The organism is Bacillus sp. OxB-1 (assembly GCF_000829195.1).
Taxonomy (GTDB): Bacteria; Bacillota; Bacilli; order Bacillales_A; family Planococcaceae; genus Sporosarcina.
Window position 1 is genome coordinate 2384239 of record NZ_AP013294.1, and the last position, 12389, is coordinate 2396627.

Consider the following 12389-nt stretch of genomic DNA (forward strand, 5'->3'; position numbering starts at 1 on the left):
ACTAATAAAGTGCCAATTGGTGAAACTCGACGGTTACATATTTATAAAAAACGTCTTTAGAACAGCGGTTTAGCTATAAAACAGTGTAAAGGAGCGTGTTCAATGAATAGAATATGGAACTCAATCGTCGGGAAGCTATGGGCCACCATATTGCTTCTCGTTTCCTTTGTCCTCTTCATGGTCACTGTCCTGCTCCTGGAATTCCTAAGTAATTTCCATGCGAAGCAGGCGGAGGATTCGCTGTGGAGGGAAGCATCTACAATATCCAAAATTGTAGTCGATCATGACAGCGAATCTTCCATGCAGATGATCATCCATGATATTCTCGATGATGAAAAGAGTGCCATGATTGTCAGTCCGAGTGGCGAATTGAAGTACAGCTTCCATTCGGGGCTGAATACGGAACCGATCGAGAAGAAAATATTGCAAGACCATGACTTATATTCCCTTGACAAAGAAATGAAGGACCCCTTGCTGAAAGAGATGATCCTTCCTTCCAATTCGGAGACGAATGTGATGGAACAATATTTTGTCCTGGGCTTTCCTATTGACGATGGACAGAATCTGGTCGGGTCAGTCATTATTTACCAGAACATGGATGCGGTGCACCGGACGACTCAGCGGACGACACACATCGTCCTGTTATCCGCATTGATCGCGTTTGTCCTGACGACCTTTTTTGCGTTTTTCCTGTCGACCCGCATTACATCGCCATTGCGGGGGCTGCGGCAGGCGGCGGGGGAGCTGGCGAAAGGGAATTTCGACACAAGGATTCCGGTTTTCCAAAACGACGAAATCGGCCAGCTGGCAACCGCGTTCAACCAGATGGGGAGGCAGCTGAAATACCATGTGGAATTGATCAATCAGGAAAAAGAGCAGCTGTCGAGCATTTTGACATCGATGACCGACGCCGTCATCACGTTCAATCGGGATGCCACGATTTTGCTGCACAATCCGCAAGCGGAGCGGATGCTTCAAAATTGGTACGCCAAAAACGATAAAATGGATGATACCATTCCACCGGAAGTCGTCCATATGCTCGACCATGTCGTCACCTTTGCGGAAGAAGTGGAGGATGAGCTGGAGCTCGGCGGCCGATTTTACAATATCTCCCTCAGTCCGTTGTATAGCGGGGACAGCATCCGCGGCGCGGTTGTCGTCTTCCGGGACATGACCGAACAGCATAAGTTGGACAAACTGCGTTCCGATTTCATCGCAAACGTATCCCACGAACTGCGGACGCCGATTTCCATGCTGCAAGGATATAGTGAAGCGATACTGGACGATGTCATTGCGGATGAAGAAGAGCGCAACGAGATGATCCAGATTATCCATGATGAGTCGATGCGGATGGGACGCCTCGTCACCGACCTGCTCGATTTGGCCCGGATGGAATCCGGCAATATGCGGCTGTATAAAGAAGATGTCCCGATGATCCCGTTCCTAGGCAGGGTCCTGCATAAGTTCTCGCAAATTGCACGGGACGCGCATGTTGAATTGACGTTCCAATATCCGGAAGAGGACGATCTCATCCTCCATGTCGATGCGGATCGGCTGGAGCAAGTGTTCACGAACTTGATCGACAATGCGGTCCGGCACACTCCCGAAGGCGGGAATGTCGAACTCGGCATCGCCAAAAAGACGGATGCGGTTGAAATCACAGTATCCGATACAGGAATCGGAATACCGGAAGAGGACCTGCCTTTCATATTTGAACGGTTTTACAAGGCGGACAAGGCAAGAACCCGGAAAAAAGGTGGAACGGGTCTTGGCTTGGCAATTGCTAAAAATATTATCGATTCCCATGGCGGCACCATTTCGGCACGGCGAGGAGATGAAAAAGGGACAGTATTCACTTGCCGTCTGCCATTGAAAAGGTTGTAACATTTATATTTGATAAACGACTAATCCATTGAACGGGGGGATTGGATGAACGACTCCGTTTTCCACCGGCTTTATGATGAATACCATCACGATGTGTTCAAATTCCTCATCTATTTGACGGGCAACCGTGATCAAGCCGAGGATCTGATGCATGAGGTATATGTGAGGGTGCTTAGGGCGTACGCCGGATTTGAAGGGAAAAGTTCTGAAAAGACTTGGCTTTTTTCGATAGCGAAAAACGTGGCGATCGACCACTTCAGGAAATCCGCTGTCCGAAGGAAGCATTTATTCGATAAGTTCGACTGGGAAAAGAGCGAGCTCGTATCCACCGGCATCCTCCCAGATGAACACGTCTCACTGAATGATGAGATGAAGGAGCTGCTACAAGCGTTGGACACCTGCACAGGCGATCAGAAAATGGTTATCGTCATGCGGTATTTTCAAGATTTATCCATCGCAGAGACGGCCGAAGCGCTCGGCTGGACGGAAGGGAAAGTGAAAACAACACAGCATCGCGCCATCAAGGCGTTGCAGAAGAAATTACATGCCCGTTCGGCAGAAGGGAGGAGACCGGATGACTGAAGAGAGATGGGATGAAGGCAAGATTGAAAAGTTGCTGGACAGCATGCCGGATGTCCAAGATCAACGTTCCAAGTCTGAAATCCTGGACCGTTTACGGAAAGATGAAAGATTGCAGCAGAGCGAAAGGTCCCTCCCCAACCGTCGAAATTCCCTCGCTAGATGGATGCCCGCGGTAGTGGCCGTTGCAGCTGTCCTCATTCTCAGTTTACTCATCCCGTCCATGCTCCGCAATGAAGAGGGGGCGATGAACGACGAGGCAGCTGAGTCTCAAAATATGAAGCTGAGGACATTTGAGGATGACTCGCAGGATAAGGCGATGGACGCCTCAAGCATGGAGCAGGAAGAGTCCGCGGCCATTTCCTCACTCGGCACGGCGGCCCGAAGCCATGTCGTGACGGCCGATGAATTGGCAGGTTACCGACCATTCCGGATTGGCTTGACGCATGCAGCCCATGTCATTCCCGTCACGTTTTTGATTCCTGAAGAGCGCTTCGCGCAGGACTTTTCGAGTGACGAACGGGATAGTGTCAAACTCTACAATCGGTATGCTTCGGAGATTCCGGAAGAAGAGCTTGGCTTCGATGACTATCATCCGTATATCGGTGGCATCATTGACGCGGTCGATGAGATCAATCACCAAGTGCCGCCGGATCATGGGTATGACATGTCTTCCTCCACTTTGGAAGTGTATACCAACACAGTGATTGAAACGTTTACCGACCATCAGCGGCTGAATACGATCGATGAAAAGGGGAATCCGGCCACTTTCGACCAAGTGGGGACGAAAGAGCCGATTCCATTGACAGCGGGGAAGCGGCCGCTTCCGTATTATAAATACTCGATGCCGACAGGGGCCACGTATCTTGTGCCGAGCGGCGGCATCCCGTTCAATGATGTGGAAAGCGCATTGCAAGCAATGAAGGAAGCCCCGAATGATCTGGTCGACGTAATTGTTCCTGAAACCGTCGATTATGACGTAGAAGTCACGAAAGGGGTCGTGACGATTTCGTTCAAGGAGACGTTGGACTTGGAAGGGATGGAACCCGATGCCGCCACGGACTTGATCGAGGGCTTCATGTTGACGGCGAATAATTATGATATGGTGGTCAAACTCAATCATACAGTGCAAGATCACTATTCCAAGTACGATCTGACCGAAGTTTTACCCGAACCGGCCGGCGTCAATCCGATGCCGTTGCCGGAATGAATAGGATGGGATGAATGAGGGCTGTCCGGACTGGCGGACAGCCCCTATTTTTTTGGCACGCAGGGGGATTTCTGCTACTATATAGAACGAACAAATGATTTGTACTTCGTGACTCCAGTTGCTTGGAGTGCAGGCGCCGACTCCTGCGGGAATAGCATGAGCCTTGAGACCCCGCAGGGCGCATGCCTTTCGCGACCGAGGAGGCTCAAGCCATGCCCGCGGAAAGCGACGGTTTGGTGATTTCATTTTCTTTAGTTTGTTTTATATAAATAAAACTATTTACTTACGTAGGTAAACTTTATTGTTTACAAAACAAGAAGGTTCGTATATAATGAAAATTGTAAAAGAATATTGATTCATCTTCGGGGCAGGGTGTAATTCCCGACCGGCGGAAATGGAAAGTGATTTTCCTAGCCCGCGAGCGTAACAGCTGATTCCGGTGAGATTCCGGAGCCGACAGTATAGTCTGGATGGGAGAAGGTGAAGGTGCAGTCCTGTTTTTGTGTACTTCACAAAAAAAAGGGCGCTTATTTAAGCTGGAATTCGGTGGATCCAGGAACAGACGGTAAGCTTTAACTCGTTTGCCTTTGCAAAGTCGTTGCAATTATGCAGCCGACTGACTGTTCACTAGATTCCGAGGCCCTGTTTCTTAAGTATGCCTTTCCACTCCCTGGAGCGTATTGCTTTAGGGAGTTTTTTGTGAGTGACAAGCCGGGCGACCTTTCCTCTTTTGAAGTGAATCGCAAAAGGAGAGAGGAAACAATGAAGAACAACAAATTACGCAAGATGATTCTCATCGCAATTCTGGGAAGCATCGGTACCATTCTGATGCAATTCAACTTCCCGCTGCCCGCTTTGCCGGCATTCTTGAAAATCGACTTCGGTGAAATTCCGGCTGTCCTTGCAATTATGACAATGGGGCCGGTTGGCGGAATCGCAGTCGAATTGATCAAAAACATCATGCACTGGTTCATGTCAGGAAGCCCTACAGGGGTTCCTGTCGGGGAAATCGCCAACTTTACGACTGGAATCCTCTTCATCATGCCGATTTACTGGATTTTCAAGAGATTCCAAAGTACGAAAGGGCTGGCTGCCGGTCTAATCGCCGGGACTGTCACAATGGCCGTTGGTATGAGCGTATTGAACTACGCCCTCTTCTTGCCGATGTACACGTATTTCCTTAACATGCCGGTCATGTCCGGGGATGCACTATACTCCATGATCGTCCTAGGGATTTTGCCTTTCAACCTGATCAAAGGCATCATGCTCCTTGCAGTTTCTCTATTACTATTCAAAAGTATGGAGAGATGGATCATCCAACAAAGAACGCAGCTGTCTGCGTAACGATATAAAGGCAAAACCGCGTCCCCATTTGGCAGGGACGCGGTTTTTATCATCATTCATATTTTAATGGATCGCCATCGAATGGTTCATCCGCCATTTTGATCGAGTCGGTCGGACAACCGTCGAACGCATCTTCCAAATCATCCATCAATTCTTCTGGAACCGCCGTAGTACCCGTGTTATCATCAAGGATAACGTAAGCGATCCCTTCATCGTCGTAGTCGTAAATATCCGGAGCTGCGGCACCACACGCTCCACATGCGATGCATGTATCCTGATCGACGATGGTATATTTTTTTGACATAGTCTTTCTCTCCTCTTTTCTACAGAAACGATTTAGTTCTCATTCTATTCTAATGATGTTGGCGCTAGTTTTCAACAGTCAAATCCTAGCGTCCGCAAATTGACTGATTCGAAGAGGCTTTATGTTTTCACTCAATTGTCAGAAAAGGTAAATGATAGAAATGCAATGGAATCCGACTACGCTCGGTGAAAGGGGGATGGATCATTGAATCTACCGATGCTTCTGCTTGGAATTTTACGTAGGATGGATGGGGAGCGTACGATGGCTGCCAGTTTCCATCTGTTGCGGGGCAAGCGCTCGGGCCAGACATTACAAGATGTGAAATATTATGGAGTGAAAAGCTTTTTCGGCCTCTTGCCGAAGTTGCCGGCCGGGCAATTCGACAAAGCGGTGGAAGTCCTGAGACAAGACGGTCTTATTGCGGCGTCTCCCGAGGCGTTTATCTCGTTGAGCGCGAAGGGAAGGGAGGCGGCGGAGCGTTTGCCCGATTTCCATTTCAGCGGGATGGATTATCAAGGGAGGGAGATGATCTTTTTCGGAAGGCTATCGCTGACCGTCCAGACAATATCCCATTTCCGGGCCGGGCAGTCTTCCTTCTTGCCTGTTCAAAAAGATCGGCACATCCAGCATCATGTCAGGCGGCTCCTCGCCAAGACGGACATCCAGGATCCTGCCTTTGCCCGGCGGCTCAAAGATGAGGTGGAGCAGGTGCTGCGGCGAAGCGGGATGGACGAGCGCCAAAAGGAGATCTTTATCCACCGGCTGGCGGGTTACCGGTTGAGCGGCTGGACGTGGGACCAGTTGGGGGAACGGTTTCAGTTGGATCCTTTCGATGTCCACCTTTCGTTCATAGAGGGGTTGCATCGGATTTTGGGGGTGATCGAATCATCGTCGGATCTGCCCCTCCTGCATTTCATGGCGGAAAATATCAAAGTGACTTCTTATTTAACTGATTCTTCACGTGAAACGAAGCGGATGTTCGACAGCGGCATGCGGATGGAGGAGATTGCGGCAGCCCGCCGATTGAAGATGAGCACGATCGAAGACCATCTCGTGGAGATGGCCATGAATGACCCCGCCTTCCCTTTATTCCAATTTGTTCCGGAGGAAGCGGTCGACAGGGTAGTAGGGAAAGCGGAAGAACTCGGGACGAAACGGCTCCGTCCTTTAAAGATGGAGTTCGACTCATTGACCTATTTTCAATTGCGTTTGATATTAGGCGCGCGGACAGGGAGGGGATCGGATGGATTTGCGGAAAGCACTTAAAGCCCATTTCGGGTATGAAAGATTCCGGCCCGGTCAGGAAGACGTCGTCCGGCATATCGTGGACGGGAAGGATGCGATCGCGATTTTGCCGACCGGCATGGGGAAATCGCTTTGCTATCAACTGCCCGCCTATTTGAAGGAAGGAGCCGTCCTCATCATATCGCCCCTCGTCGCTCTAATGGAGGACCAAGTGGCAATCATGAAGAAGAACGGGGAAAAGCGGGTTGTGGCATTAAATTCGTTCCTTTCCTTTTCCGATAAAAAGCGGATCATTGACCAGCTGCATCTGTATAAATTTATCTTCCTATCCCCGGAAATGCTCACCCAGCCTTATGTCAGAAGGAAGCTTCGTGAACTCGCGTTGTGCTGCATCGCGATAGACGAAGCTCATTGCATTTCCCAGTGGGGGTTTGATTTCCGTCCTGATTATTTACGATTGGGCCATTTTTTCGACAGCCTGCGGGAACGTCCGCCGATTCTGGCTTTGACGGCTACGGCGAATCGTCGGGTGACGGCGGACATCGGGCAATATTTGCATTTGCAGGAGCCTGAAATCATTCGGCAGTCCATAGACCGTCCGAACATCTCCTACTCGCTTGCCGTGTTGAATTCGGAGTCGGAGAAAACGGGGTGGTTGCGGAAGCGGCTCCGGGAGACGGTCGGTCCCGGGATCATCTATGTCGCTTCCCGGAAGCGGGCCGATGAACTCGCGCTTGAACTGAAGGATACGAACCGGACGATCGCCTCCTATCACGCGGGAAAAGAAGCGGAAGACCGGGCTTTCATCCAAGAACAATTTATCAATGGGGAATTGGATTGGATTTGTGCGACAAATGCCTTCGGAATGGGTATACATAAAGAGGATATCCGGCAAGTCATCCATGAACATCTACCGCAATCCATTTCGGGCTATATCCAGGAAGTGGGACGCGCCGGACGGGACGGCAAGAAATCGGCGGCGACGTTGCTCTATTCGGAAGAGGATGGGCAGAAGATCCGGTTCATCATTGAAGAAGACTTGCCGCGTCCCGGCGAGGTGCGCCTCTATGCGGAATTGCTTTCAGAAGGGATGGCACCGGAAGACGCTGCGAATCGGGCGGGATTCAGCGAAACGGGAAAACGGGTGATCGATTTCTATTTGGAACAATGGCCGGTGGAAGAGGTCAATGCCCGGATGGAAGCTTTGCGCGGGGAAAAGGTAGGAGAGCTGAAGAAGATGATTCACTTATTGCATTCCGGTCGGTGCATTCGTGAAGAACTTTTGTCATTTTTCGACGAAACATGTGAAATGAAACCGAAGGCCTGCTGTTCTGTTTGTGGAATCGAAGAAGATGACTGGATTCGGGACGATACAATGGGAGAGGCGAGACCAGAGTGGATGGGGTGGGAGGAAAGACTCACCAAGTTGCTGGGGTGATAGGTGGGATTCCCTACTGTTTCTGCCAAGGGATTTTAAAGTGTGTCGGAAAATGTCCGATCGAGATGAAAAACACCGAAACAGCATAGCTTGCGGAAGAGGCGAGATGCGGCGAGTGATTGATTTTTCAACCAAAATTCGTCATAATAAGAGGAACAGCACGACGGGATAGGAGAATGTAACATGGATAAAGATGATTTCAAAGCTGAATTCGAAGAACATCGGAAGGAAATTAGCCTGGAGGAAGAGGATGATACTGGACGTTTGCCATCCCGTGTCGAATTGCATCGCACAAAACGGAATCCGAAAAGGAAATCCAATCATCTCTTGCTCAATGTCATCCTTGGTCTTTTCACTCTCATTCCGGTCGGAATTTTAGTGTATGTCATCTCCGATTTTTATTCACCGGATGATAAAACATCCGCCCAGGTGGTGGATTCCGGCGTACGGTTTGAAATCGACAGTTCGGAACCGCAAAGCAAAGATGCAGCCGCGGAAAAGTCCGATCCTGATGAGCAAACATTAGCGGAAAAAACAGGCAGCACCTCAAACGAACCGGCAAAACCGGTTGAGGCAGCAAAGGAGCCGACTTCCACACCGAAGCCAGACCCGCAGCCGGAAACGAAACCGGCACCTCCGAAACCGGAGCAGCCAGCAGAAAAGCCGAAAGCGGACCCTAAGCCGGAACAGCCCAAGGCCACCGGCAAAACACATGTTGTCGCTGCGAGTGAAACATTGTACCGGATTGCTGTAAACTATTACGGCTCGGGCTCGGATGCAAATTTGGAGAAAATCCGGCGCGCCAATGGCCTGTCGTCGAATACTATCCAAGTAGGGCAAAAGTTGATCATTCCTTGATATAGAACAGAAACTAAAAAGGCAAAGTGCGCACTTTGCCTTTTTGCACGCGTTTTCGGAACAATTTGCTGAATCATAAAGGTGGTGCGTCATTACGGGAAGCAAGATAGTTGGGGCACTCTTTTCTCTTATGGTCGGTTTCCTAACCTATATGTACGTAAATGCCAAGCGGAGAAATGTCATGTTCCATGAAATGACGGTCAACGATACCCGCGGCGGGGAGGGCGAATTATCGGTCTTTTTCATTTCGGATATTCACCGCAGGGAAATCGATGAGAAACTTCTCGTCCAATTACGGGAAGCCGGGAAGTTCGATCTTGTCATCCTCGGCGGGGATTTGGCGGAAAGAGGGGTGCCGCCCCGTCGGATCGATGAGAATGTCAAACGGCTTTCCGAGCTGGGTCCGCTTTTCTTCGTTTGGGGTAACAATGATCGGGAAGTGGGGGAACCGCTGATGCGGGATATTTTGGCTCGCCATGGCTGCGTCATTTTGGAGAATCGGGCAGCACCCGTACCAGGCCATCCGGATTGGATGATTTGCGGGACGGATGATCCGTCGAGCCGAAAGGTCGATATTGATTCCACTCTACGTTATATTGATAGAGGAAAATATAGTATTTTAGTCACTCATACACCGTCCGTATTTCGCAAGGTGGAGCGGCAATACCAGCCTTGTCTACTGTTGGCGGGCCATACCCATGGTGGCCAAATCCGTCTTGGCAAGCTCGGCATCCAAGATAAGGGGAAGTTCTGGATAGAAGGCGGGCGGGCGAAATTGATCAGCAACGGCTATGGCACGTCCACGGTCCCCTTCCGATTGGGGGCCGATCCCGAATGCCATGTCATCAAGATCAAGTATGGGGATTTGCAGTGAAGGAGTGCAATGCAAAAAATGATAGTGAAAGATGCAATCGTCGTCGGTGGCGGGCCATGTGGTCTGTCGGCAGCCATCGAATTGAAGAATAAAGGGTTGGATGTTTTGATCATCGAAAAAGGGACGATTGTGAATGCGATCTACCACTATCCGACCCATCAGACTTTTTTCAGCTCCAGCATCAAATTATCGATCGGCGATATCCCGTTCATCACGGCGTCTGAAAAACCGAAACGCAATGATGCACTCGTTTATTACCGGCAGGTCGCCATGCTGAAGGAGTTGGAAATCAACAGTCATGAAAAGGTGTTGGACGTCATAAAAGAGAAGGGGCGTTTCCGCATCGTTTCCGACAAGGCGGAATACGAGGCGAAGCATGTCGTCATCGCGACTGGATATTATGATAATCCGAACCGCTTGGGGGCGGAAGGGGCGGATCTGCCGAAAGTGCATCACTATTTCAAGGAAGCGCATCCCTATTTCAAAAAACAGGTCGTCGTCATCGGAGGGAAGAACTCCGCGGTGGATGCGGCTCTGGAATTGGAGCGGGCCGGTGCGCATGTGACAGTCGTCTACCACGGTTCCGACTATTCCCCAAGCGTGAAACCGTGGATCCTGCCAGGGTTCGACAGCTTGGTCCGCAATGGAGCGATTACGATGCATTTCAACGCGACCGTCGAGAAGATCACCGAGGATTCAGTGACGATCCGGAAAGGTGATGAGCTGTTCACGATCGAAAACGATACGGTTTTTGCGATGATCGGCTACCATCCGGATCATGACTTTTTCAAAAAGATCGGCATTCAAATTGATGAAACGAGCGGCAGTCCTGTTTTTGATGAAGAGACGATGGAAACGAACGTGGAAGGCCTTTACATTGCCGGAGTCATCGCAGCCGGAAATGACGCCAACCGGATTTTCATCGAGAATGGCAGATTCCATGGAGGGTTGATTGCGGAGGACATTGCGAAAAAACAACTAACGGCAAGCGAATAGGCTTCGGTTCGATTGCCGGCTGAGACAGGGGGCCATCCATGTTCATATTGCTCACTGTGGCGATTGCGCCTGGTTTGGCGCTCTTCAGCTATTTTTATTTGCGCAAACAGATTGCCAAAGAGCCGTCCCGCACGTTGTTCCATACATTCATCTACGGGGCGATTATGACGTTCCCGATTTTGTTCATTCAATACGTGTTCGAAGAAGAACATGTATTTTCCAGTGAATTCCTACAGGCTGTCGTCTTCACGAGCGGGTTGGAAGAATTCTTCAAATGGCTGATCTTATTGATCGCCATCTACCGGCATATGGAGTTCGAAGATGTGTACGACGGTATTTTGTATGGGGCGAGTGTGTCGCTTGGATTTGCGACGGTGGAGAACATCATCTATTTGCTGACGTTCGGCATGGACACCGCCTTCCTCCGCGCCTTGCTGCCGGTATCGAGCCACGCGTTGTTCGGGGTCGTCATGGGGTATTATATCGGAAGAGCCAAATTCGCGGTCGAGTCCAATAAACGTTGGGCGCTCTTCATCGCGTTCCTCGCACCGTACTTCCTCCATTGTGTATATAATACGATCCTGCTAATTCACGACATCTGGTTATACCTGATCATCCCCTTCATGCTGTTCCTCTGGTGGTTCGGCTTGACCCGGGTAAAATATGCGCATACCTTCGCGATGCGCCAATTCAGAAGAAAAGCTCGAATCAACCAAGACTGATCCCGCCCCGGCGGGATTTTTTATTTTTAATAAAAATCCCTTCTTTGGGCAAGCTGAGGGAAAGGAGGAATGCAAGTGAAACGAATGGTGATCCGGATGGTGGCCATCGTCCTTTTACTAGGAACAGCGTATGCCACTTCTCCAAATCAAATCGATGCTTTTAGCGCGCGCGATCTGGCAAGGGGCGCGAACGGAGACGACGTTATTGAACTCCAGGCAAGACTCCAATATATCGGATATTATCATGGAGCCATTGACGGGAAATTCGGATATTCGACCTATTGGGCACTGCGGAATTTCCAGGAGAAATTCGGTCTGCCGGTCGATGGGATTGCGGGAGCTCAAACGAAGAAGAAACTAACGGCTGCTTCCCAGTATGATGAGAAATTTGTACAAGACAACATACGGAAAGGTAACAAATTCACCTATTATGGAAGTAAACCGTTATCATCGCAAGTGTCCCAAGGCGGTGCCAAAAAAGACCGGATTCAATTGCCCGCCAAATATTCCGACCAGGACCTGAAGCTTCTGGCCAATGCGGTTTACGGGGAAGCCCGCGGCGAGCCGTATGAAGGGCAAGTAGCCGTTGCTGCGGTCATCTTGAACCGCATCGAACATCCCGATTTCCCTGATACGGTAGGCGGGGTCATCTTCCAGCCGGGCGCCTTCACGGCGGTCGCGGACGGGCAAATCTGGCTGGAGCCGAATGAACGGGCAAAAGAAGCGGTCCTAGATGCCATCAACGGGTGGGATCCATCTGAAAATGCCCTCTATTATTTCAATCCGATCACGGCGACAAGCAAATGGATCTGGTCGCGCCCGCAAATCAAAAAAATCGGGCTTCATATTTTCTGCATGTGATTCGGACGACGGTAATGACAACGGCAATGAGAGGAGGCAGGCAAAGGTGAGCGGGAAATCTACCATTCCGACGT

General features: G+C 50.2%; 12 protein-coding genes and 1 riboswitch. Of the genes, 11 read left to right on the plus strand and 1 reads right to left on the minus strand.

Annotation, left to right across the window (positions count from 1 at the left end):
• Positions 1 to 102: 102 nt before the first annotated feature.
• The 4 genes from OXB_RS11685 to OXB_RS11700 all read left to right on the plus strand — a co-directional run bounded on the left by OXB_RS11685 (position 103) and on the right by OXB_RS11700 (position 5017).
• On the plus strand, positions 103 to 1884 hold the full coding sequence (locus OXB_RS11685) for an ATP-binding protein (RefSeq protein WP_041074476.1): 1782 nt from the start codon (positions 103 to 105) through the stop codon (positions 1882 to 1884).
• A 45-nt stretch (positions 1885 to 1929) separates the two neighbouring features.
• The gene (gene sigX, locus OXB_RS11690) at positions 1930 to 2466 is read left to right on the plus strand and encodes an RNA polymerase sigma factor SigX (RefSeq protein ID WP_041074478.1); all 537 of its coding nucleotides are present in this window, start codon (positions 1930 to 1932) and stop codon (positions 2464 to 2466) included.
• On the plus strand, positions 2459 to 3673 hold the full coding sequence (locus OXB_RS11695; protein ID WP_041074480.1) for a hypothetical protein: 1215 nt from the start codon (positions 2459 to 2461) through the stop codon (positions 3671 to 3673). The genes sigX and OXB_RS11695 overlap by 8 nt, the downstream gene beginning before the upstream one ends.
• A 354-nt stretch (positions 3674 to 4027) precedes the next feature.
• Positions 4028 to 4159, plus strand: a riboswitch (FMN riboswitch).
• Positions 4160 to 4435: 276 nt separating this feature from the next.
• Positions 4436 to 5017: an ECF transporter S component gene (locus OXB_RS11700; protein ID WP_041074482.1), complete on the plus strand. Its 582-nt coding sequence runs from the start codon at positions 4436 to 4438 to the stop codon at positions 5015 to 5017.
• Positions 5018 to 5069: 52 nt separating this feature from the next.
• Here OXB_RS11700 and OXB_RS11705 read toward each other — a convergent pair whose 3' ends face one another.
• Positions 5070 to 5321 carry a ferredoxin gene (locus tag OXB_RS11705; protein WP_041074484.1) on the minus strand — a complete coding sequence of 84 codons (252 nt, stop codon included), beginning with the start codon at positions 5319 to 5321 and terminating at the stop codon, positions 5070 to 5072.
• A 204-nt stretch (positions 5322 to 5525) separates the two neighbouring features.
• Here OXB_RS11705 and OXB_RS11710 point away from each other — a divergent pair, with 204 nt between their 5' ends.
• The 7 genes from OXB_RS11710 (at position 5526) to sleB (ending at position 12315) form a co-directional block, all read left to right on the plus strand.
• On the plus strand, positions 5526 to 6587 hold the full coding sequence (locus tag OXB_RS11710; protein ID WP_052483997.1) for a helix-turn-helix domain-containing protein: 1062 nt from the start codon (positions 5526 to 5528) through the stop codon (positions 6585 to 6587).
• Positions 6565 to 8004 carry a RecQ family ATP-dependent DNA helicase gene (locus OXB_RS11715; protein WP_041074486.1) on the plus strand — a complete coding sequence of 480 codons (1440 nt, stop codon included), beginning with the start codon at positions 6565 to 6567 and terminating at the stop codon, positions 8002 to 8004. Before OXB_RS11710 ends, OXB_RS11715 begins: the two co-directional genes overlap by 23 nt.
• A gap of 183 nt (positions 8005 to 8187) precedes the next feature.
• Positions 8188 to 8862, plus strand: coding sequence for a LysM peptidoglycan-binding domain-containing protein (locus OXB_RS11720; protein ID WP_041074488.1), 675 nt, complete (start codon positions 8188 to 8190; stop codon positions 8860 to 8862).
• 181 nt (positions 8863 to 9043) lie between these two features.
• A complete protein-coding gene (locus OXB_RS11725; RefSeq protein WP_158333695.1) occupies positions 9044 to 9736 on the plus strand; it encodes a metallophosphoesterase in 693 nt (230 codons plus the stop codon).
• Positions 9737 to 9754: 18 nt separating this feature from the next.
• Entirely contained in the window at positions 9755 to 10732 is a 978-nt protein-coding gene (locus tag OXB_RS11730) for a YpdA family putative bacillithiol disulfide reductase (protein WP_041076686.1), read from the plus strand.
• Positions 10733 to 10770: 38 nt separating this feature from the next.
• Positions 10771 to 11454 (plus strand): glutamic-type intramembrane protease PrsW, encoded by a 684-nt coding sequence (prsW, locus tag OXB_RS11735; protein ID WP_041074492.1) that lies wholly within the window; start codon positions 10771 to 10773, stop codon positions 11452 to 11454.
• A 69-nt stretch (positions 11455 to 11523) separates the two neighbouring features.
• Positions 11524 to 12315 carry a spore cortex-lytic enzyme gene (gene sleB, locus OXB_RS11740; RefSeq protein ID WP_173426010.1) on the plus strand — a complete coding sequence of 264 codons (792 nt, stop codon included), beginning with the start codon at positions 11524 to 11526 and terminating at the stop codon, positions 12313 to 12315.
• Positions 12316 to 12389 lie beyond the last annotated feature (74 nt).